This window comes from Streptomyces sp. NPDC006997 (assembly GCF_040635175.1).
GTDB lineage: Bacteria > Actinomycetota > Actinomycetes > Streptomycetales > Streptomycetaceae > Streptomyces.
The window spans coordinates 22,992-43,408 of the sequence record NZ_JBEYHH010000007.1 but is presented as its reverse complement, the minus strand read 5'-3'; the positions used below and the strand labels follow the sequence as shown (position 1 = coordinate 43,408).

General features: G+C 73.2%; 18 protein-coding genes and 2 pseudogenes. 9 read left to right on the top strand and 11 right to left on the bottom strand.

Going from position 1 to position 20,417, the window contains the following annotated elements:
- The first annotated feature begins 41 nt into the window (after window positions 1-41).
- Complete coding sequence (locus tag ABZ659_RS08935) at window positions 42-872, top strand: alpha/beta fold hydrolase (protein WP_360215196.1); 831 nt, start codon at window positions 42-44, stop codon at window positions 870-872.
- Between the two features lie 40 nt (window positions 873-912).
- On the opposite strand, the gene ABZ659_RS08930 is transcribed toward ABZ659_RS08935, so the two are convergent.
- Window positions 913-1,821, bottom strand: a complete 909-nt coding sequence (locus ABZ659_RS08930; RefSeq protein WP_360215193.1) for an alpha/beta fold hydrolase — start codon at window positions 1,819-1,821, stop codon at window positions 913-915.
- 142 nt (window positions 1,822-1,963) lie between these two features.
- Window positions 1,964-2,485, bottom strand: a complete 522-nt coding sequence (locus tag ABZ659_RS08925) for an SRPBCC family protein (RefSeq protein ID WP_360215718.1) — start codon at window positions 2,483-2,485, stop codon at window positions 1,964-1,966.
- Window positions 2,486-2,881: 396 nt separating this feature from the next.
- Here ABZ659_RS08925 and ABZ659_RS08920 point away from each other — a divergent pair, with 396 nt between their 5' ends.
- The 6 genes from ABZ659_RS08920 to ABZ659_RS08895 all read left to right on the top strand — a co-directional run bounded on the left by ABZ659_RS08920 (window position 2,882) and on the right by ABZ659_RS08895 (window position 9,457).
- Window positions 2,882-3,508, top strand: a complete 627-nt coding sequence (locus ABZ659_RS08920) for an HD domain-containing protein (protein WP_360215190.1) — start codon at window positions 2,882-2,884, stop codon at window positions 3,506-3,508.
- Between the two features lie 68 nt (window positions 3,509-3,576).
- Window positions 3,577-5,406 (top strand): tryptophan 7-halogenase, encoded by a 1,830-nt coding sequence (locus tag ABZ659_RS08915; protein WP_360215187.1) that lies wholly within the window; start codon window positions 3,577-3,579, stop codon window positions 5,404-5,406.
- 283 nt (window positions 5,407-5,689) lie between these two features.
- Window positions 5,690-6,139: a sigma-70 family RNA polymerase sigma factor gene (locus ABZ659_RS08910; RefSeq protein ID WP_360215184.1), complete on the top strand. Its 450-nt coding sequence runs from the start codon at window positions 5,690-5,692 to the stop codon at window positions 6,137-6,139.
- Between the two features lie 78 nt (window positions 6,140-6,217).
- Window positions 6,218-6,895 (top strand): hypothetical protein, encoded by a 678-nt coding sequence (locus ABZ659_RS08905; RefSeq protein ID WP_360215181.1) that lies wholly within the window; start codon window positions 6,218-6,220, stop codon window positions 6,893-6,895.
- Window positions 6,896-7,002: 107 nt separating this feature from the next.
- Window positions 7,003-8,550, top strand: a complete 1,548-nt coding sequence (locus ABZ659_RS08900; protein WP_360215178.1) for an AarF/UbiB family protein — start codon at window positions 7,003-7,005, stop codon at window positions 8,548-8,550.
- A 37-nt stretch (window positions 8,551-8,587) separates the two neighbouring features.
- Window positions 8,588-9,457 (top strand): SAM-dependent methyltransferase, encoded by an 870-nt coding sequence (locus ABZ659_RS08895; protein WP_360215175.1) that lies wholly within the window; start codon window positions 8,588-8,590, stop codon window positions 9,455-9,457.
- A 49-nt stretch (window positions 9,458-9,506) separates the two neighbouring features.
- Here the strand turns inward: ABZ659_RS08895 and ABZ659_RS08890 are convergent, their stop codons facing one another.
- Genes ABZ659_RS08890 through ABZ659_RS08850 form a run of 9 tightly spaced genes read right to left on the bottom strand, consistent with a single transcriptional unit; the run spans window position 9,507 to window position 18,293 of the window.
- The gene (locus ABZ659_RS08890) at window positions 9,507-10,754 is read right to left on the bottom strand and encodes a wax ester/triacylglycerol synthase domain-containing protein (protein ID WP_360215172.1); all 1,248 of its coding nucleotides are present in this window, start codon (window positions 10,752-10,754) and stop codon (window positions 9,507-9,509) included.
- Window positions 10,755-10,792: 38 nt separating this feature from the next.
- Window positions 10,793-12,115: an FAD-binding oxidoreductase gene (locus ABZ659_RS08885; RefSeq protein WP_360215169.1), complete on the bottom strand. Its 1,323-nt coding sequence runs from the start codon at window positions 12,113-12,115 to the stop codon at window positions 10,793-10,795.
- The gene (locus ABZ659_RS08880) at window positions 12,112-12,687 is read right to left on the bottom strand and encodes a flavin reductase family protein (RefSeq protein WP_360215166.1); all 576 of its coding nucleotides are present in this window, start codon (window positions 12,685-12,687) and stop codon (window positions 12,112-12,114) included. Before ABZ659_RS08880 ends, ABZ659_RS08885 begins: the two co-directional genes overlap by 4 nt.
- Complete coding sequence (locus tag ABZ659_RS08875; RefSeq protein WP_360215163.1) at window positions 12,659-13,123, bottom strand: SRPBCC family protein; 465 nt, start codon at window positions 13,121-13,123, stop codon at window positions 12,659-12,661. Before ABZ659_RS08875 ends, ABZ659_RS08880 begins: the two co-directional genes overlap by 29 nt.
- Window positions 13,124-13,178: 55 nt before the next feature.
- Window positions 13,179-14,480 carry an aminotransferase class III-fold pyridoxal phosphate-dependent enzyme gene (locus ABZ659_RS08870; protein WP_360215160.1) on the bottom strand — a complete coding sequence of 434 codons (1,302 nt, stop codon included), beginning with the start codon at window positions 14,478-14,480 and terminating at the stop codon, window positions 13,179-13,181.
- Window positions 14,477-15,616, bottom strand: a complete 1,140-nt coding sequence (locus tag ABZ659_RS08865) for an SDR family oxidoreductase (RefSeq protein WP_360215157.1) — start codon at window positions 15,614-15,616, stop codon at window positions 14,477-14,479. The genes ABZ659_RS08870 and ABZ659_RS08865 overlap by 4 nt, the downstream gene beginning before the upstream one ends.
- A gap of 56 nt (window positions 15,617-15,672) precedes the next feature.
- The gene (locus ABZ659_RS08860) at window positions 15,673-16,806 is read right to left on the bottom strand and encodes an acyl-CoA dehydrogenase family protein (protein ID WP_360215154.1); all 1,134 of its coding nucleotides are present in this window, start codon (window positions 16,804-16,806) and stop codon (window positions 15,673-15,675) included.
- Between the two features lie 55 nt (window positions 16,807-16,861).
- Entirely contained in the window at window positions 16,862-17,824 is a 963-nt protein-coding gene (locus ABZ659_RS08855) for a DUF2156 domain-containing protein (protein ID WP_360215151.1), read from the bottom strand.
- Window positions 17,808-18,293, bottom strand: coding sequence for a hypothetical protein (locus tag ABZ659_RS08850; RefSeq protein ID WP_360215148.1), 486 nt, complete (start codon window positions 18,291-18,293; stop codon window positions 17,808-17,810). Before ABZ659_RS08850 ends, ABZ659_RS08855 begins: the two co-directional genes overlap by 17 nt.
- A gap of 150 nt (window positions 18,294-18,443) precedes the next feature.
- On the opposite strand from ABZ659_RS08850, the pseudogene ABZ659_RS08845 reads away from it, so the two are divergent.
- A pseudogene (locus ABZ659_RS08845) lies at window positions 18,444-19,932 on the top strand (PLP-dependent aminotransferase family protein).
- Between the two features lie 160 nt (window positions 19,933-20,092).
- A pseudogene (locus ABZ659_RS08840) lies at window positions 20,093-20,371 on the top strand (alkaline phosphatase); the annotation flags it as partial.
- Window positions 20,372-20,417: the final 46 nt, after the last annotated feature.

Sequence of the window (20,417 nt, the reverse complement as noted above, 5' to 3'; positions counted from 1 at the left end):
TCTGTCTACGCCACTTCAGCCCATCCCTGCCGAGGAGCCCCATGTCCGCCACCGTCACCTTCAAGGTGCCCACGCCACACGGACCGCAGAGCGTCACCCTCGCGTACGCGCGCACCGGCCGCGGCGCACCCCTGCTCCTGATGCACGGCATAGGCCACCACCGGCAGGCGTGGGACCCGGTGATACCCGTCCTGGCGGCCGAGCGGGAGGTGGTCGCCGTCGACCTGCCGGGCTTCGGGGCGTCCGCGCCGCTGCCGCGGACGATGGCGCACGACCTGCCCACCATGAGCGGGGTCCTCGCGGCGCTCTGCGAGGCGCTGGGGCTGGAACGCCCCCACGTGGCGGGCAACTCGCTGGGCGGTCTGCTGGCCCTGGAACTCGGCCGTGCCGGGCTGGCCCGGTCGGTGACCGCGCTGTCCCCGGCCGGGTTCTGGTCGCAGGCCGAGCGGCGGTACGCGTTCGGGCTGCTGCTGTCGATGCGGCAGGTCGCCCGGCGGACGCCGCCGCCGCTGGTCGAGCGGCTCTCCCGGTCGGCGGTCGGCCGGACGCTGCTGACCAGCACCATCTACGCCCGTCCGGCCCGCCGTTCGCCCGCGGCCGTGGTCGCCGAGACCCGCGCGCTGGCCCGCGCGGAGCGTTTCGCCGAGACCCTGCGGTCCGGACGGGAGGTCCGGTTCACCGACGACGTCACCGGCATCCCGGTCACCGTGGCGTGGGGCAGCCGGGATCGGCTGCTGGTGCCCCGGCAGGGCGTCCGGGCCAAGTACGTCATCCCGCGCGCCCGGCTGGTACGGCTGCCCGGCTGCGGCCACGTGCCCATGAACGACGACCCGGCGCTGGTCGCGCGCGTCCTGCTGGACGGCAGCCGCTGACGCACCCCGGCGGCGGCCCAGCCGCGGGCCCGGCACCGCCTCAGTCGGCCAGGGCCTTGAGGACCTCCTTCAGCACGGTCTGGTTGTACGGCATACTCACGTGCGGCGTGTGGTCCTCGGGGTCGATGTCCTGGAGGACGATGTTGTTGATGTGGTGCCCCTCGGTCAGGGTGAGCGCGCACGACTCGTACGGAGTGACCACGTCGTCGTACCGGGTGGCGATGACGGTGTAGCGGACGCCCTCCACCGTCTCGCCGAGGTCGGCGAGTTCCCGCTGGAAGTCGTGGTCGTGCTGGAGCTGCGGCCAGGCCGGGATGACCTGTCCGACCGCGCCCTGCTCCAGCACCTCCTTCGCCAGCGGGATCTGGCGCGCGAGGTTCATCAGACCCTGGGCGGTGACGCCGTGGTGGCTGGGCGAGATGCCGACGTAGTTGTGCACCTTGGACGCGCCGCCGAGGGCGCCGACGAACCAGCGCGGCATCATCCCGCCCTGCGAGAAGCCGACCAGGTCGACCTTCTCGGCGCCGGTGCGGGAGAGCACCTCGTCGACGAAGTCGGAGAGCTGCCGGGCCGACTGCTTGATGTCGCCGAGCCCGAAGATGACCGGGTTGAGGTGCTTGCCGTAGTCGAGGCGGAAGACCCGGTAGCCGTTGTCCCGCAGCAGCGGGGTGGCGGAGGTCCAGGTGTAGCCGCGGTTGCCGAAGGTGCCGTGCACCAGGACCACCGGGCGCGGGTGCTCCTCGGTCAGCGGCTTGTCCCAGTCGTCCGGGCCGCCGTCCACGTCGACGACGGCGATGGTCTGGGCGGCACCGGCCTGGGCGAGGGCGTGCAGCCGGTGGGGGGCTTCGGTGACGTCGGTGAGGATGTTGCCGGAGTTGGGGCCGGGGACGTCGGGGAGTCCGGGGACCTTGGGGGCGTCCGGGAGCTTCGAGGGCTGGGGGAGGGTCATGGCGCTCTCCTCTCTGAGACTCGGCCGCGCCGCGCGGACACAGCCGCGGATCCGGGTCGCTTTCCCTGTGTTACGGCCTCACCGGGCCCTCCCCGACACCACGATCCGCACCGCCCCTCCCCCGGTCGCGGTCCCGCGGGACTCATGAGCCGGAGTACGGCGTCGTGTACCAGCGCGGTACGGCACAGGCCGACAGGCGCCGCAGCAGCCGTACGTACCATCCCCACCGCACCGGTCTCGCCACCGCGCCGGTGAGTGCCAGCTCGGCGCGGTCCAGGCACTGCGCGAAGGCCGCGTTGTGCATCGGGCGGAAGAACAGCAGCCAGCCCAGCCAGCGCACCCCTCTCGGCCGCAGCACCATGGTGTTGCGCAGCACCGCGCGGTCGGCCCCGACGTCCTCGACGGCGAACTCGTGGAAGCCGTAGAACCCGCCGCGGCCGGTGAACCGGAAGCGCACCCACCGGCCGGGCACGTGGTGCGTCACCGTGTAGCGCACCGGACCGTGTCCGCCGGTGGCGCCCACGGCCAGCGGACCGTCGAAGCGGACCGGCGGCCATTCGGTCGGCCAGAGCCGGTCCTCTCCGCTCCCCAGGGTGTCGAGCAGGGCGCCGACCCGTTCCGGGGGCACGGGCAGGGCGCGTTCATGGACGTTCAGTACAGCGATCACGCAGAGGTGGCTGCCCGGCGGGGACGTCGCCGGAACTCCCTCGAAAGGGGAGGGCGAGCGCACTCCGGCGCGACCGGCGCCCCCCGTGCCGCCGCCCGCCGCGGGTTCACGTCCGCACGCCCTCGGGGAGCGGGGCTGATCTCCCGTACCGCGCACGGTGGTTCGGCGCCCGGCACCGTGCCGGAGTGGCCGATAAGCGTCGGTCCAGGTCGCGTGAACTTCCCCCCACACACGCCAGCTTGACGTCCGGGCAGCACAACGGCGCCCGCCTGCACGGGCGAAGACCGGCCAAGGTGGCGGCGGCCAGTGACCAGGAGAGGGGGAACGGATTCCGGAGCGTAAAGAGAGATGAGACGGACACAACCAGCAAAGCGCGTACACAAGGGAGTGGGCATGGCCACTGTGCCGCCGGAGGTGCTGCCGGACGCCTGGCAGCCGCTGCTCGCGCAGCCGCCACTGGCCAGGCTGCTGGGTCAGCCGATCGTGGACGAGGCCCTGTTGACGATGCACCGGCTGCTGCCCCCGCGCGTCGCCGTGCACTCACTGCGTACGTTCCTGCTGGCCGACGCCTGCGCGCGGGCCCGGGGCACCGGCTGCGACCGGACCGGGCTGCTGGTCGCCGCCGCGTTCCACGACACCGGGCTCACCCGGGGCGCGCCACGCGTGCGTGGCGGGTTCCCGACCCGGTCCGCCGCGCTGCTCGACCGGTTCCTCGTCGGGCACGGCGTGGCCGAGCGGCGGCGCGGGGCGCTGACCCGGGCCGTGCGCGAGCACATGCGGCCGTTCCCCGCGCGGGACGCCGGTCCCGAGGCGCGGCTGCTGCACTTCGCCGCCTGGCTGGACGTCGTGGGGCGCGGGGGCGGCGAGGTGCCGGGTGAGCGGCGGCGGTTGGCCGCGCTGGCGCCGACCCCGTTGTTCGCCGTCTCGTTCTCCGCCCGGGTGGCCGTCAGCGGGCTGCGCGGCGCCCTGCCGGACCGACTGCCGCCCGGTGCGGGCCGCCGTGGGCGCCCGGCCCGCTGAACCCCGGTTCAGCACCTCGCATCTCCCGTAGCGAAAGGACCGCAGACATGCACCAAGAGGACCCGCGTGTGTTCGATGTCGCCATCGTCGGAGGAGGCATCGGCGGGACCATGCTCGGGGCGATCCTCGCCCGCCACGGCGTCCGGGTGCTGCTTCTGGAGGGAAGCGGCCATCCCCGGTTCGCCATCGGCGAGTCCACCGTCCCCGAGACCACCTTCGGACTGCGGGTCCTGGCCCGCCGCTACGACGTCCCGGAGCTCGAACACCTGGCGACCCACGGGGCGGTGCGCCGCCATGTGTCGTCGAACTGCGGGATCAAGCGGAACTTCAGTTTCATCTACCACCGGGAGGGCGAGTCGACCCGGCCCACGGAGTGCACCCAGTACCCCACGTGGGGACCGCCGCTGGGCCCGGACTCGCACTACCTGCGCCAGGACGTCGACGCGTACATGTTCCACGTCGCGGTCTCCTACGGGGTGACCGCGCACACCCACACCCTGGTCGACGACGTCAAGTTCGACGACGACGGCGTCACCCTCGTCACCCGGGAGAAGGGCACCTTCCAGGCGTCGTACCTGGTCGACGCGGGGGGAATGCGGGCCGTGCTGCCCGAGCGGCTCGGGCTCAGGCAGGAGCCGCCGTACCGCACCCGGTCGCGCACCATCTTCACCCACATGGTGAACGTGCGCCCCTTCGACACCGTCGCGCCGCCGCGCCAACAGCACAAGATGCCCAGCCCGTTCAGCCAGGGCACGCTGCACCACCTGTTCCCGGGCGGCTGGTTCTGGGTCATCCCCTTCGACAACCACGCCGACAGCACCAGCGAGCTGTGCAGCGTCGGCGTCAACCTCGACCTCGACCGCTATCCGCGCCAGGAGGGGGTCTCCGCCGAGGACGAGTTCTGGCAGCACGTCCGCCGGTTCCCCAGCGTGGCACGGCAGTTCGAGCAGGCGCGCTCGGTACGGCCGTACGTCGCCACCGACCGCACCCAGTTCTCCTCCCGGTCGGTGGTCGGCGACCGGTGGTGCCTGCTGCCGCACGCCAGCGACTTCATCGACCCGCTCTTCTCCAGCGGGCTCGCGGTCACGGTGATGTCCCTCAACGCCCTCAGCCACCGGCTGATCGACGCCGTGCGCAGGGACGACTTCGGCACCGCCCGCTTCGAGTACCTGGAGCACTGGATCAAGCGCATGTTCCGGTTCTACGACGACCTGGTGTCGTGCAGCTATCTCGCCTTCGGCGACTTCGAGTTGTGGAACGCCTGGGTCCGGGTGTGGACGCTCACCACGCTGTACGGCACCAACTCCCAGAACCAGGCGGCCGTGACGTACGAGAAGTCCCGGGACCCTGCCAGTTTCGACGCCCTGGAGACACCGCCGTACCGAGGGCTCCAGGGCGTGGACAACCCGTGGGTGGAGCGGATGTTCAACCGCTCGCGGGACGCCATGCTGGCCTACAGCAAGGGCGAGCTGACCAAGGACCAGGCCGTCGCGCGGATCTTCGAGGCGCTGCGGGACAGCGAGCTGTCCCCCGCGGTGTGGGGCACGCTCGACCCCGAGAACCGCTGCCCGGCGAAGTCGTTCACCCTCTGGCCGCTGACGAAACTCCTGCTGTGGGGCAGGTTCCGCTCGCCGGGGCACGTGCGCGGCGCCTATCTCAGCGGCGGCGCCCGGATGGTGGGCAAGGAGGCGGTCCAGGTCTACGCGGGCGAGCTGCGCGACGGCGCCTCGCAGGCCCGCAGGACGCTGCGGGACATGTGGCTCGACTGGAACCACGACTGGACTCGGCAGGCGCCCGCGCGCCGGTCGTCACCGCCCGCCGCACCGATCGCACCGGTCGTACCCGGCGCGTCGGGCAGCCCGGAAGCCACCGGAGAAGGGATTCGTATGCCGAAATGATCGCGCGTTTCTGACGGCCGCAGAAAAATAGCGACAACGGAGTTACGGCAGTGCGGAGGCGATGGATGAAAAATCAATACTGTCGCCGCGGGGCAGAAGTCCACAGTTTGCCGCCCCACCCCCTCGGGTAGGAAAACAATACGGCCACGAATTCAAATTCGGCCGCCATTCCACCTGCCCAATCGAGAGACAATGGGCTGCAATCCCCATGGCGCAAAACTTAACCTGCCCACCGCCCACCGCATGTTCCTGGGAAGAGATCTCCCAGCACCAGGACCGTCTGATGCGGCTGGTTCGCCGGAGACTCCCAAGCCAACAGGACGCCGAGGACTGCGTCCAGGAAACCATGGCACGCGCGGCCGCCCACGCCGACTTGGACCGAAGCCGGCTGGGCCCCTTTCTGACCTCCGTGGCCATCCGCCTCTGCATCGACTTCTACCGGGACATGGAGCGCCGTCGGCGCCTGGTACAGCGTGCGGCGCTGCTGGACGATCCCGGGACGACGGAGGAGGACGTCTGCGACGAGGACTTCGGCAGATGGCTGCTCGGCCAGGTGCGGCAACTGCGCGGACGCGAACAGGAAGTCATACTCGCTCGCGCCGCCGGGATTTCCACCGCGGAGTTCGCCCGAATGCACAACATTTCGATCAAGGCTGCCGAAGCCGCTTTCACCAGGGGTCGCGCTCGCCTGAAAACGGCCTGCATGAAGGCCATGGGAGACCGCGTCGGCTGAATAACGCGGAATCCGCCGAACCACCCGCCAAACCACCCGTCAAACCAAGCACGCAGAAAACCGAAAGGAATTACCCGTATGGGCAAGAACCTGCAGGACATCCTGAAGGACTTCGTCGGCGGTGTGACCGACAACTGGAAGGACCTGATCGACGACCTCATCAACCGGAACGACACCGACAATTCCAGCTCCGCGAGCAATTCCCTGGGTGCCCTGACCGGGCTGCCCGGGAACGCGCTGGGCCTGCTGTCCGGGGCCCTCAACCCGGGCGCCGCCGGTCAGCTCATGGGCGGGGGCGGCAACCCGCTGGCCGCCCTCAACATGCTCACCGGTGGCGCGGCGGCGGCCAACCCGCTCGCCGCCCTCCAGATGCTCGGCGGTGGCGGCAACCCGATGGCCATGCTCTCGGCGCTCCAGGGCTTCGGTCAGCTCGCCGGTGGCACGGGCCAGTTGGCGGGCGGCCTCGGGCAGGCCGCCGGGGGTGTGGGCAACGTCCTCAACACGGCGGCCGGACTGCCGGGGCAGCTGGCACACCTCCCGCAGCAGGCCGCGCAGATGGCCGGCGGGTTCGGCGGCCTCCCGCAGCAGGCCGCCCAGATGGCCGGCGGGTTCGGCGGCCTCCCGCAGCAGGCCGCCCAGCAGGCAGGCCAGTTGGCCGGTGGGCTGCCCGGCGTCGGCCAGCTGTTCGGCGGCCAGCAGGGACAGGCGGGACAGCAGCAGGGCGGAGGGGCGGAGGGGAAGCCGCAGTCCACCTGACGGGCCGCGCCGCCCACGGGCAACGCCCCGTCCCACCCTCGCCGGCCCCGCCGAGCCCGTCGGCCCACGGCCGTGCCACTCCGCACCGACCTGGAGGATCACACACGATGGCATCCGTCGTCGGCGACCGGTTGCGCCTGGTGGTCAAAGTCCTGGGGACCCTCGTCGCCGACGAGGTGGGTCAGGCCGCCCGGCTCCGCAGGAGACGGGACGGGGCGTCCCCGGCGGAGGCCGAGGACGCCCCCGCCGGGGACACCCAGCGGCGCGCCGCGGCGGTCCGGCACGCCCTGGAGAGCCTCGGCCCGTTCTACGTGAAGCTCGGGCAGATCCTGTCGACCCGCCCCGACATGGTGCCCGAGTCGATCCGGGACGAACTCCAGAACCTGCACGACCAGGTCGACATCCAGCCCTTCTCGGTCTTCGAACCCGTCCTCGCCGGTGACCTCGGCCCGGACTGGAAGCTGCGGTTCGACGACATCGAGACCGTGAAGCCGCTCGGCGCGGCCTCCCTCGCACAGGTCTACCGGGTCACCCTGCCCGGCGGGCGGCCCGCCGTGGTCAAGATCCAGCGGCCCGGCATCCGCGAGGGCGTGCTCGCCGACATGGCCCTGATGCGCCGGGCCTCCCGGATCGTGGCCAAGGTCGCGCCCCGGTTCAACGAGGTCATCGACATCGAGGCCATGCTCGGCGCCGTCTTCGACGCCATGGAGCCGGAACTGAACTTCACCGGCGAGGCCCGCAACATGGACGAGGCCCGGGAGCACGTACGGTCCTTCCGCACCCTCGAGGTGCCCAAGGTGCTGCACGCCAGTCAGCGGGTGCTGGTGCAGTCGCTGGCGCCCGGCAAGTCCGTACGCCACATCGACCGGAAGCACTTCACCGACGACGAACGCGTCGACATCGGCCGCGACCTGCTGCGCTTCATGTACCACGGCTACTTCGTGCACCGCTTCTTCCACGCCGACCCGCACGCGGGGAACGTCTTCGCGCAGCCCGGCGGCCCGGCGACGCTGATCGACTGGGGCATGGTCGGCCGCCTGGACCGGCGTACCAGCCTCCAGCTGCTGCCGCTGTTCATGACGCTCGCGCAGAACGACGGCGCGGGCCTGGCGCACCACTGGGCGGGCATGGGGCGGATCACGCCGTGGTCGAACATGCCCGCGTTCGCCGCGGACATGGCGGCGTTCGTGCCGAAGGTGTCGCACCTGTCCCTGGAGGAGATGAACTTCGGTCTCTCCCTGACGACGGTGCTCGGGAAGGCGACCAAGCGCGGCATCGGCTCGCCGCCCGCGGTGTCCCTGCTCGGCAAGTCGTTCGCCAACCTCGACGGTTCGGTGCGCCACCTGGCGCCGGAGATCACGCTGCCGGAGGTGTTCCAGGGCGAGGTGCCGAGGATCCTGTGGGCGCTCGGCCGGGAGTTCCTCGGCAAGAACCAGTTCGCCCGCAACTCCATGGAACTGCTGGTCACCGCCGTCAACAGTCCCGAGCAGCTGCGCGGCACCCTCGCCGACATCGCCAACCGCCAGTTCGCCGTCAACGTGCACGAGCCGCGGACCCCGGCCGCGATGGGCGGTCACCGTCCCACCCGGCCGTCCGGCGGGCTGCTGGCCCTGGGCGCCCTCGCCCTGATGGTGAACCGCCGCCGCAACCGCTGACCCGCCCGCTCCACCCCACGCTCACCAGGAGACACCCGTGCCCGACACCACCGAATCCCCGTCACCGCCGTCCCCGCCGCTGGACGGGGTGCACCGGGCGGCGCTGTGGACCGCCGCCGCGCACGCCGTGGAGTACGGCCACGAGGCGCCGTACGTCCGTGACCCGTGGGCCGCCGACTTCCTGCACGCCGCTCGCTTCCAGGACGGGCCGCCCGGCGAGGGGCCGCTCCAGCGGCTGCTGCCGGACTGGATGGTCGTCCGCACCCGGTTCTTCGACGACCACCTGACGGACGCCGCCCGCGCGGGCAGCCGGCAGGTGGTGCTGATCGGCGCCGGTCTGGACACCCGCGCCTTCCGGCTGGACTGGCCGACCGGCACGCATGTCTTCGAGGTCGAGCACCCGGCCGTCCTGGCGTTCAAGGAGCGGGTCCTCGACCTGAGTGAGCCCTCCTGCGGGCGCCGTACCCTCGTGGAGGCCGAGCCCGCGGTCGGTTGGCGCGCGGAGCTGCTCGCCGCGGGCTTCGACCCGCGGCGGCCGACGGCGTGGCTCTGCGAGGCGCCGCTGTACTTCCTGCCGCCCCGGGCGGTGGCGGACATCGTCGGCACGATGACGGAGCTGTCCGCCCCCGGCAGCACGTTCGGCGCCGAGTGCGTCAGCACGCGGTCCGGGTCGTCGTCGTTCGTGGCGCCGTTCCTCGAAGCCCTGGCGTCGACCGGGATCTCCTGGCGGTGGCAGCTGGAGGACCCGGAGCGCTGGTGGGCGGAGCACGGCTGGGACGCGCGGGTCGCGGACCTCTCCACGCTGCCGTACGTGGTGGAGCGGTTCTCCCGCCAGCTGCCGCTGCTGCACGAGGTCGCCACCCGGTGCGTGTTCCTGACCACCGGCACGCTGCGCGGCACCGGATGACGGCCGAGAGCCCCGGACGGCCGCCGTCCGGGGCTCTCGGCCGCGCGCGCTACGCCGTCTGCTCCAGCTCCAGCAGCGCCGCCAGCCACAGGTCCGGCAGCTCCCGCGCGCCGCCCACCGACGCGTCGTGGACGACGGACAGGCAGGCGGTGTCGTGCTGGCTGGTCAGCGTCACCACCCAGGGGACGCTGCCGGCCAGGTCCGCGAAGACCGCGGCGCGTCGGGCCGCGGCGCCCTGGTGCACCAGCGCCTGCCCGAAGTTGACGCTGCTGGCGGGACCGGCGACCACCGCCCCGTTGACCATCCGGGTGCCGAGCCGGGCGCCGACCGCGCGGGGCGCGCTGGCCAGCAGCAGCCGGGTCGCGTCGCGCTGCCGGCTGGTGCGCAGCCGGTCGGTGGCCGCCATCACGCGCGTGAGCGCCCGGCCCGGCTTCGGCTCGTCGCAGGGCAGCAGCAGCCGGGCCACGATCATCCGGTTGCCGGGAGCGTGCTCCTCGCCCGCGGTGCGCACCGACATCGGGATGACCACCGGCAGCGGCGGGTGGGCGGTGCCGGTCTCCTTCATGTGCCAGGTGTGCACGGCGTGCGCCAGCGCGGCCAGGTAGACGTCGTTGACGGTGCCGCCGCGCGGGCGGCCGATGGCCCGCAGCCGGGCCAGCGAGGTCTCGGCGTGGCAGACGACGCCGTTGCGCATCTCCGTCCCGTCGAAGGCGGGCATGGGCCGTCCGCCGCGCAGCGAGGCCACCACGTCCCCGACGGCGTTGACCAGGCCCCGGGCGGTCGGCCGGGCCAGCCGGGCCGGGGGCGGGCCACCCGCCTCGGGGTGGTCGTCGAGCAGCGCGCGCACCGCGTGGGCGGCGCCGACGCCGTCCTGGAGGGCGTGGTCGGTGCGGTAGCACAGGGCGTAGCCGTCGTCGCCGCGCAGCAGCCACACGTCCCACGACGGGCGGCCCCCTCCGGCCATGGGGTGGGTCAGCATCATCCGGCCCGGCGCGGAGCCGTCGTCGTCGGCGGGCAGCCGGGCCTCGTGGACGTGCTGTTCGACGGCGAACCGGTCGGCGCGCCGGAACACCGTGCGGTCCCGGACGATGCCGTAGCGCAGGGACGGCACGGTGGGCGCGCGGTCGGCCACGCGCGCGCGTACGGCGTCCAGGGTCGGCGCCCGTCCGGAGAACCAGAACACGAAGACGACCGGCAGCGGTCCGCCGCGCGTGGCCAGGTGGTAGGCGACGTCCACGGTCGTCATCGGCACGGACGGCGGCAGACCGCCGCCGGTGCCGGAACGGGCTCGGGTCATGGAACCTCCTCGTCGGGTGGGGCGAACGGGCCGGGCCGTCAGCAGGTACGCCGGGTGTGGCGGCAGAGCGTGTCCAGCGTGGCCCGCAGCAGGGGGCGGCCGAGGCCCTGGACGGGCATCCGGGGGGCGGCCGAACGGTGCCAGGGCAGGGGGTCGCCGGGTTCCGGCTCACCGAGCAGGGCGGCGGCGACGTGCGCGCCGTGCGCCACGGACAGCGCGAGGCCGTGCCCGCAGCAGCCGCCGATGTACCAGACGTCCGGCAGGCCGCGGACCGGCCCGACGACGGGGAGGCCGTCGCCGGTCATCCCGATCCGGCCGGACCACCGGTGCAGGACGCGGGCGTCGCGCAGGTCGGGGTGGAGGGCGCGCAACCAGTGCCCCAGCCAGTCCCAGGCCCGCTCACGGGCGGCCCGGAGCCGGTCGGTGCCGAGTCCGACCGGGACGGTGACGGTGCCGCCGCCCGCGACCAGTCCGCCGTCCGGGAGGGTCCGGAAGTACGGCGCCGTGGGGACGGCGTCGACGACGGCGTACCCGTCGCGCCCGCCGAGGGCCTCGTACGCGGTGCGGCGGACCGGCGCGGTGGCGATGGCGTACACCTCCAGGGGGAGGACCGTGCCGACCGGCAGGTCGAGCGGCTGGGCCGCGGAGTTGACGGCGACGACGGTCTGCCCGGCGTAGAGGCGGCCGTGCGGGAAGACCAGTTCGGAGCCGACCAGGTCCCCGGCGCGTACGGCGCGCAGCGGGCTCTCGCCGTAGAAGCGCACGCCCTTGGCGGCGCAGGCGCGGGCGAGCGCGCAGGTGAGCGCGGCGGGGTCCAGGGTGGCGGCCGTGCGGTGGAGCAGGCCCGCGCTGTACGGCACGCCGACCCGGGCCCGGATGCCCAGCGGGGACAGCACGGGCACGTCGAGGTCGAGGCCGCGGTACGCGCGGGCCTGCCGGGCGAGTGCCGTCAGTCCCGCGCGGGAGCGCGTCGCCATCAGCTGGGCGCCGGGGCGCAGTCCGCAGCGCGCGTCGAGGCGGGCGCACAGGTCGAGGACGTCCTCCACGGCCCGCACGCTGGCCTGGTGCATCCGGCGTGCGGTGCGCGGGCCGAAGCGCTGGACGGCGCGGTCGATCGACGGTCCCGCGCGGGGGCCGAGCAGGCCGGTGCCGCGTCCGCTGGCCCCGGCGGCCGGGCGGCTCGCGTCGACCACGGCGACGTCCAGGCCGGGGGCCCGTTCCGCCAGGTGGTAGGCGCAGGCCAGCCCGGCCAGTCCGGCGCCGACCACGGCCACGTCGGCGGTGACCACGCCGTGCAGCGGGGGCTGCGGGGGCAGTTCCGCGGGGTCCCAGTGGGGGGTTCCGGCCGGGCCTGCGCTCATCCGGGGCCGTCCGGGGCGAGTGCGGTCAGGGAGCGGAACCCGCGGTCGTGCCAGAGCAGCGGACGCCCGCCGCCCACGTGGACGGCCGCCACCCGCCCGACGACGAGGTGGTGGTCGCCGTACCGGCGGACGTCCTCCACCAGGCACACCGACCAGGCGAGCGCGCCGGCGAGCACGGGGACGCCGAGGACGTGCCGGGTGTCCGTGTCGGCGAACCGGTCGGCGGCGGGGGTGGTGGGGCTGGCGAACCGGAGGGCGAGGTCGTGCTGTTCCTCGCGCAGCAGGTGGACGGCGAACGTCCGGCGGGCGGTGACGGCGGCGAGGGTGCGGGAGCCGTCGCGCAGACAGGCCACGAGCAGCGGCGGCCGGGCCGACAGCGAGGTGACCGCGGAGACGGTCATCCCGAGGGGGCCCTCGGGACCGCGCGCCGTCACGACGCTCACCCCGGCGGCCAGTTTGGCGTACAGGCCCAGGCAGCGGGCGGCGCCGGGGCCGGGTTCCTCGCGCAGCGGGTCGCCGGAGGCGCGTCCGACGGCGAGGAGGTCAGCTGCGGGCCGCGGCGGCGCACTCATCGGTCACCTCCGCGCCGACGAGTCCTTCCACGATCCGGGAGATGATCGTCCGCAGGGTGGACTCGGCCACCGGGTCGAGGATGTCGGCCAGGGTGGGGATGCCCAGGTCGAAGGAGGAGCTGAAGACGATGAGGGTGCCGCGCTCGTGCGGGGTGCACCGCCAGCTCCCCTCGAAGATCAGGAAGTCCCCGCTGAGCTGCTCGAAGGTGAGGGTGAGGGTCTCCGGTTCGAAGGTGTCGCGTTCCCGCCAGCGCATCAGGCCGCCGCGGAACTCCACCGTCCAGTCGGAGACCGCCGAACCGTCGGGCAGGGTGTCGACGCGTACCTCGTGGACGGTGTCGGTGAGTTCGGGGTAGCGGCGGAAGTCGCTGATGCTCTGGTAGACGGCGGCCGGTTCCTGGCCGTCGGCGATCGCGTGCAGGACCACATGGCGCATGACGCTCGGGTTCCCTTCCAGTCGGTACGTGTCTGTCCGCGGGCGGTCGGCCGGGTCAGGCGGCCATGCGGGCGGCGGTGGCGCGCAGGGCCTCGGCGAGGGTGCTGAGGAACAGCCCGAGCGCGGCGTCGTCGGCCACGGCGGGCGGGGTCAGCCGGAGCACGTGGGTGGAGTTCAGCGAGTGGTTGACCAGCACGTCGCGGGCGATCAGTTCGAGGAGCAGCTCACCGACGGCCCGTTCGGCGCTGAACTCGATGCCGATCAGCAGCCCCCGGCCGCGCACGTCCCGCACCAGGCCGCCGTCGTAGGGGGCGCAGACCTCGCGCACGCCCGCGAGGATGCGGCTGCCGAGCGCCGCCGCCCGCGCGACCGTGTTCTCCCGCTCCATCGTCCGTACGGTGGCCAGCGCGGCGGCGCAGGCGATGGGCGAGGCGCCGAAGGTGGAGGTGTGCAGGTAGGGGTCCTGGCCGAAGGGGCGGTACGCGTCCGCGGTGGCGGCCATCGCGGCGATCGGTACGACGCCGCCGCTCAGGCCCTTGCCGATGAGCAGCACGTCGGGGCGGACGTCCTCGGCGTCGACGCCCCACCAGGTGCCGAGCCGCCCCATGCCGGTCTGGATCTCGTCGACGACGAGCAGGGCGCCGAACTCCCGGCACAGGGCGGCCATCTCGCGCAGGTAGCCGGGTTCCGGGATGCGGACGCCGCCCTCGCCCTGGACGGGTTCGAGGATGACGCAGGCCCGGTCGCGGCGGCTGGCGAGCGCCTGCCTCAGGTCGGTGGCGTCGCCGAACTCGACCTGGGTGACGTCGGGCAGCAGCGGCAGGAACGGCGTCTGGTAGGTGGCGTTGGCGGTGGCGCTCAGCGCGCCCAGCGTCTTGCCGTGGAAGCCCTTGCGGGTGGTGATCACGGCGTTGCGGCCGTGGGCGCGGGCCAGTTTCAGGGCGGCCTCGGTCGCCTCGGCGCCGGAGTTGACGAAGTGGACGTGGTCCAGGCCCGGCGGGGTGTGCGCGGCGAGCGCCTGGGCGGCGTGCGCCGCGACCGGCTCCAGGAAGACCCGGCTGGCCAGCGGGTGGGCGTCGATCTGCCGGTGCACCGCCTCCACGACGGCCGGGTGGCGGTGGCCGAGGAGGAAGACGCCGTAGCCGCCGAAGTTCAGGAAGCGGCGGCCGTCGTCGGTGTGGATCCAGCAGCCCTCGGAGCGGACCTCGGCCATGCCGCCCATGACCCGGCCCATGACCGCGCGGCCGGAGCCGATGTGCCGCTGGTACAGCTCGACGACGCCCGGCTCGCCGGGGACGGCCGTGCCCGGGGTGCTCGCGTCGGGGGCGGTGCGGGGCGCAGGTGGGGAGAACGTCATGACGCCACCTCCGTGGGCATCGTCGGGACCTGGCCGGTGCGGTGCTTGCGCAGGAGTCCTGGCCTGCCCTCCGCCCAGCACTCCAGATTGCGAACGAGCGCGGCCCGGATGTCGGCATGGGTCAGACGGATGCCGCAGTGCGAATCGCCGAAGGATTCACCCAGTGAGGTGTCGAACGGCAGCTCGGTCTGGAAGCAGAGCAGCAGTTCGGCGTAGTGCTGGAAGCGTTGGCGCATCGTGCCGGGCAGCGCGGTGCCCTCCAGCATCGGCAGCAGCAGCCGGTGCACCGCCTCGACGGGGATCAGCCGGGGCCGGGGCGGCAGCGGCAGTCCGTTGCGGACGGCGAACTCGCCGCAGACGTCGGCGATCTCCCGCAGCTCGATGGACTCCTTGCCCGCCGTGAGCCAGTACTCGCCGCTGCCCACCCCGCCGCGGATGAGGTCGGAGATCGCGCGGGTGACGTAGTCCTGCGGGACCATGTCGACCTTGGCGTCCGGGGCGCCGGGCAGCACCGGCACCTGGCCGAGCACCATGGATCCGATGGTCCGGGTCAGCCCCTGCTCGCCCGCGATGTACCCGGTGACGGAGTCGCCCATCACGACGGACGGGCGCACGATGGCGCCGGGCAGGTCCGAGTCCCGCGTCAGCCGCTCGGCGGTGGCCTTGGAGGCGAGGTAGGCGGCGGCGCCCGGGAAGCGGCGGTGGTCCTCCTCGGTGGGCGTGTTCACCACGAAGGCGGTGCTGACCAGGTACAGCGGCGCGTCGGCCCGCGCGGCCAGGTCGATCATGTTCTCGGTGCCGACGGTGTTGGTCCGCACGATGTCCTCGGGCGGGACCTTCCAGTTGGTGGCCGCCGCGGAGTGCAGGACGATGTCCACCTCCAGGGCCAGTTCGTGCCAGGCCAGCGGGGACAGGCCGAGGCGGGGCGCCACCAGGTCGCCCGGCAGCTCCCGCACGCGCGGGTCGCCCAGCGGGCGGTTGCGGCGCAGGCAGAGCAGGTCGTAGTCCTCCCACAGCTCGTCGATCAGGGCCCGGCCGAGCACGCCGGAGCCGCCGGTGAGCAGCAGGGTGGGACGGTCACCCGCGCGCGGGCGGGGCACGCGGGACTCGGTGGGACACGGAAGATGTCGCGGCATACGGTGCTCCCTCGCAGGGGGGTGGCGGCTGGTGTGAGGCGGTGTGCCGGGTGCCGTCAGGCGATCGCGAGCGGCTGGTCGGCGAGGTACTCGGAGAACGGGCCGGTCATCCGGGCCCGGGACGGCGGGTGCAGGGCGAGCCCGTTGGAGCTGGCCGCGAGGTGGCCGACCTCGTCGGAGGTCATGAAGTTCAGGCCGCCGAGGAGTTCGACGGCGCGCGGGACGATCCGGGCGAGGGCGTCCTGGACGCCGTAGCGGACGTACAGCGCCTGGGCGAGCGCGGACTCGCCGAGGTCCCCGGCGTCCACCCGGCGGGCGACGCCCTCGGCGGTGGCCATCGCCGCCTCGGTCTCCACGAACAGCCGCACGCGCTCGTGCTCCGGGATGCGGTCGTTGAGCAGCACCCGCTCCACCAGGGCGCTGGCGGCGCCGAGGTAGCTTCCGGTCATCAGCACCTGGAACCAGACCAGCCCGGCCGTCTGGAGTTCGTCGAGGCGCTGGCCCGCGGGGGCGGCGGTGCGCAGCAGCAGTTCGGACGGTACGAGGACGTCGGTCAGCGTGACCTGCTCGCTCTCGGCGCCCGCGAGGAACGTGCTGGACCAGAAGCCGCTGACGGTCAGGCCCTCGCTCTCGGCGGGCACCAGCGCCACCGCGAGTTCCTCGCCCTGGCCGTCCTCGCGGGGCACCAGGACGCTGGCGGTGAGCACGTCCATGGACTTCGCGAGGCTGCACGGCCGCTTGACGCCGTTGATCCGTACGCCGTCCCCGGTGACCTCGGCGGTCATCGTCGGCTCCAGGATGCCGGAGCCGCTGCGGCCCTCCGCGAAACCGGAGGCGATGATGCGGTTGGAGGCGGCGACCCCCTCGATCAGCATCCACTCCATGCCGTCGCCGAGGGCACCGAGCCCGACCAGGGTGGCCATGGAGAAGTGGTGCATGGTGGTGCCCACGGCGAGCGACGGCGAGCGTGCGCCGATGGCCCGCTGCACCCGTAGCGCGTCCAGCGCGGTGGCCCCGCGGCCCTGGTGCGACTCGGGGACCAGCAGCCCGGGGCCGCCGCTGTCGCGGAACAGCTTGATGCCGGGGCTGCCCGGCCGCTCCAGCTCCATCAGCGGGATCTCGCGCAGCGCCGCGTCGAGGTCGGGCAGCAGCTTGGCCAGGGTGGTGCGTTCACGCTCGAGGAATCTCATGGACGTCCAGTCCTCCGGGGTCGGGTCGTCGTCGGTACACCGGTGGTCACCGGGGTCATACGGCGTTGGTGGCGCGCAGCAGCTGCCATACGGCGCCGAGGCGGGGCTTGCCCAGGAAGGCGAGGTATTCGGGGAGGACCGCGTGCGGGGCCCACTTCTCCTTGTACTCGAGCTGCGAGGCGGCGGGGTAGATCGCCGTGCCGTGCTCCGCCAGCAGCCGCGTGAACCGGGTGAACATCCGGCTCGCGCCCGGCAGTTCGTGCTCCTGGTCCAGCCCGGTGAACGGGGTGAACCCGAAGTGCAGCCAGCCGGCGCCCTCGCCGGTGAACTGTTCGACGACGGTGGCGTTGAGGGCCTCCATCACACCGGGCGGCGCGTCCGGCACCCTGCGGCTGAGGTCGTGCAGCCAGCCCGGTCGACTGCCGTAGACCGGCGAGTAGTTGATGTATCCGACGGCCTGCCCGTCGATCCGGCCGACGAACAGCCTGCGGTGCTCCTGGAGCGGGCCGGTGCGCTGCCCGACGAGGAACCGCAGCTCCTTGACGTGACGGCCCTTGTCGCGCAGCCAGCGGTCGTCCAGCGCGTCGAGGTCCGCCGGGTCGTCACCGGGGCGCAGCTCGGCGACCTGGAGACCGGCCCGCCGGGCCCGGGAGATCTTGTTGCGCAGCCGGACGAACGTCGATCCGCGCAGGGTGAACCGGGCCAGGTCGACGGCGTACGACGCCCCGATCTGGTTGACCGTGAACCCGTGCCGCGCGTACAGCTCGGCGTCCTCGCGCTGGAGTTGTACGGCGACCAGGCGCCGCCCGGCGTGCTCGGCGAAGGACGTCAGCAGCTCCGCGCGGTGTTCGGGCGCGGTGAACGGGCCGCCGAATTGCAGTACGTACCGTCCTGACCGGCGATAGGCGCAGGCGCCGTCGAAGCGGTCGTCGCGGAAATACTCGTTCCCGCTGTTCAGGGCGAGAAAGGAACTGGGGTTGTCACTGTGTGCGGCGAGCGTGTCAAGCACCGACTGCATTCGTGCCCTCCATCGGGATACGCGCCGTTTCTTTTCCGTACCTCTGCTCGAAGTCCCGGTACGCCGGGTCGGTTTCCGGCTCGAAGGAGACGCCGAACGGTTTCAGGGAGTTCCCGAAGAGCGCCCTGTCGCCCATGAGGTGGATCGGGAGCGCGAGGAGGGCCCATTCCGGGCGGACGAACAGCGCCCACGCCCCGGCCAGCACACCGGCGGTGACCAGGCTGTGCATGGTGTTGTAGGCCACGTAGTAGCCGCGGGAGATACGTTTGTCCGGACTGCGCCGGTAAGCGATGGCGCCGGGAACGTAGCCGATGACGTCGATCACCGCGAAGAGCAGGACGAAGACCCACCAGCGGATTTCCGGGAAGTGCTGGACGGCGAGCACGAGTGAGACGGTGAGAGCGGCCAGCCATTCGAGCCGGGAAAGCGCGAAGGTGGTCTTCGTCTCGAAGCGGTTCTTGGCATCCACGGGCGCTCCAGAATTGCGCGGACGGTACCGGGGCCCGACATCAGCCTGCCCCCTCGCTGCGGTCTTTCACTCTGTTTACGCGGCAGGTGGTGGAACCCCTCGTGAAACACGGGCGCGGCGCGGGGGCCGCTTGGCCTAGGGTCCTGGGATATGACGCTGTCACCGTCCGGGGCCGCCGGTTCGTCCTCCGGAGCCGCCGCACCGCCGTTGGTCGGAGCCGCCGCCCGGGAGTTGCTCCTCGGCGCCGCTTCGGCGCCCGCACGCGCGCGTGGGCGGTCCCTTCAGGCGGCGTTGCGGGAGGCGGTGCGCTCGGGGCAGTTCGCGCCGGGGACCCGGCTGCCGTCCAGCCGGGACCTCGCGGCCGACCTCGGGGTGTCGCGCGGGCTGGTGACCGAGGCGTACGAGCAGTTGACGGCGGAGGGCTACCTGCGCGCCGGGCGGGGCGCCGGGACGTGGGTGGGCGACGCGGTACGGGCGGCCCGGCCCCGCGCGCGTGACCTCGCGCCCCACTCCCCCGGCGTCCGGGTCGGCTTCGTGCCCGGCACCCCCGACCTGTCGCTGTTCCCGCGCGCCGCCTGGGCCGCCGCGCAGCGCGCCGTGCTGGCCGAGCTGCCGCACCAGGACCTCGGCTACCCCGACGTCCGCGGTCTGCCCCGGCTGCGGACCGCGCTGGCCGGACTGCTCGCCCGGCGCCGGGGCGTGGTCGCCGACCCGGAGCTGCTGGTGGTCGTCTCCGGGGTCACCCAGGCGACGACGCTGCTCGGGCACGTGCTCCACGCGCGCGGGATCGACGCCGTCGGCGTGGAGGACCCCGGCAGCCCGCACCTGGACGCCCTCTACCCGACGACGGGCGTCACCGTCGTCCCGCTGCCGACCGACGACGAGGGCCTCGCGCTCGGCCCGCTGCGGTCGTCCGGGGTCCGGGCGGTGCTGACGACGCCGTCCCACCACTTCCCCACCGGGATCGCCTACTCCGCGCGGCGCCGCGCGGAACTCCTCGACTGGACGCGGTCCGTCGACGGGCTCGTCCTGGAGGATGACTACGACGGCGACTTCCGCTACGACCGGGCCCCGGTGGGCGCCCTCCAGGGCCTCGACCCGGCCCGCGTGGCGTACACGGGGTCGGTCAGCAAGTCCCTGGCCCCCGGGCTGCGCCTGGGCTGGCTTCTCGTACCGGAGGCGCTGGCCGAGGAGGTGGCGCGGCGCAAACGGACCATGGACCTCGGCCATCCGACCCTCGACCAGGCGGTGTTCGCCCGCTTCCTGGAGCACGGCGACTACGACCGCCAGCTGCGCCGCTGCCGCCAGGCGTACCGGGAGCGCCGCGACACCCTGGTCACCGCCCTGGCGGAGCACCTCCCCGGCACGGAGGTCACCGGCATCGCGGCGGGCCTGCACGTCATCGCCGCGCTGCCGGACCGGTACGGCCCGGAGGAGCGGTTCCTCGCGCGCGTGACGGCGGCGGGGGTGGCGGTGCGGACGCTCGGCCTACCGGCACCAGGGGAACCGACCGGACGCGCACCAGGGCGAGCCGGCGGTGCGGCTGGTGCTGGGCTACGCCCATCTGCCGCCGTCGCGGATCCGGGAGGGCGTTCGGCTGATGGCGGAGGCGGTGCGCGCCCGGGGGACGTCGTCCTGAGCGCCGGGACGCGCGGAGGGTTCCCGGTCAGTTGTTCACCTGCGGTTTCCGTGAGCGCCGCGGGGTGCCCGTAGTTGTTGCAGGGCACACCGGCCGGTTCCCGCCCTGGACGTCCTGGAGGTCCACCCATGTCCCACCGCCCGTCGCCGGGCCGCCGGAGCGGGCGGCGTTCACCGACTTCGAGCCGTTCTGGGAGTTCGTGTCGGGCCCGCTCAACGCCGGCGCGTTCCCCGCCAACGCGCTCGACGGCACCTTCGGTCCGGAGCGGGTGTTCGTGAAGGCGCCGACGGCGGCGAACGTCTCCCCGGCCGGTGGCTACCAGTTCTTCGGCGAGGTCGCCATCGACGGCGACAGCGCGGAGCTGACGGTCCGGCTGCGTGAGCAGGACGGCACGGTGCTGTTCACCAAGGTGCTCCAGCCGGGCCGGGTCGGCCAGTAGCCCCAACTTCCGCCTCGGCAAGGCGTTTTCGCAGGTCAGCCGGATT

Excerpts from the sequence above, each read along its gene's own strand:
- ABZ659_RS08870 (WP_360215160.1), bottom strand. The coding sequence starts at position 14,480 with ATGACGTTCTCCCCACCTGCGCCCCGCACCGCCCCCGACGCGAGCACC.
- ABZ659_RS08900 (WP_360215178.1), top strand. The coding sequence starts at position 7,003 with ATGGCATCCGTCGTCGGCGACCGGTTGCGCCTGGTGGTCAAAGTCCTG.
- ABZ659_RS08905 (WP_360215181.1), top strand. The coding sequence starts at position 6,218 with ATGGGCAAGAACCTGCAGGACATCCTGAAGGACTTCGTCGGCGGTGTG.
- ABZ659_RS08920 (WP_360215190.1), top strand. The coding sequence starts at position 2,882 with ATGGCCACTGTGCCGCCGGAGGTGCTGCCGGACGCCTGGCAGCCGCTG.
- ABZ659_RS08880 (WP_360215166.1), bottom strand. The coding sequence starts at position 12,687 with ATGAGTGCGCCGCCGCGGCCCGCAGCTGACCTCCTCGCCGTCGGACGC.
- ABZ659_RS08860 (WP_360215154.1), bottom strand. The coding sequence starts at position 16,806 with ATGAGATTCCTCGAGCGTGAACGCACCACCCTGGCCAAGCTGCTGCCC.
- ABZ659_RS08885 (WP_360215169.1), bottom strand. The coding sequence starts at position 12,115 with ATGAGCGCAGGCCCGGCCGGAACCCCCCACTGGGACCCCGCGGAACTG.
- ABZ659_RS08935 (WP_360215196.1), top strand. The coding sequence starts at position 42 with ATGTCCGCCACCGTCACCTTCAAGGTGCCCACGCCACACGGACCGCAG.
- ABZ659_RS08930 (WP_360215193.1), bottom strand. The coding sequence starts at position 1,821 with ATGACCCTCCCCCAGCCCTCGAAGCTCCCGGACGCCCCCAAGGTCCCC.
- ABZ659_RS08890 (WP_360215172.1), bottom strand. The coding sequence starts at position 10,754 with ATGACCCGAGCCCGTTCCGGCACCGGCGGCGGTCTGCCGCCGTCCGTG.
- ABZ659_RS08865 (WP_360215157.1), bottom strand. The coding sequence starts at position 15,616 with ATGCCGCGACATCTTCCGTGTCCCACCGAGTCCCGCGTGCCCCGCCCG.
- ABZ659_RS08910 (WP_360215184.1), top strand. The coding sequence starts at position 5,690 with ATGCGGCTGGTTCGCCGGAGACTCCCAAGCCAACAGGACGCCGAGGAC.
- ABZ659_RS08855 (WP_360215151.1), bottom strand. The coding sequence starts at position 17,824 with ATGCAGTCGGTGCTTGACACGCTCGCCGCACACAGTGACAACCCCAGT.
- ABZ659_RS08875 (WP_360215163.1), bottom strand. The coding sequence starts at position 13,123 with ATGCGCCATGTGGTCCTGCACGCGATCGCCGACGGCCAGGAACCGGCC.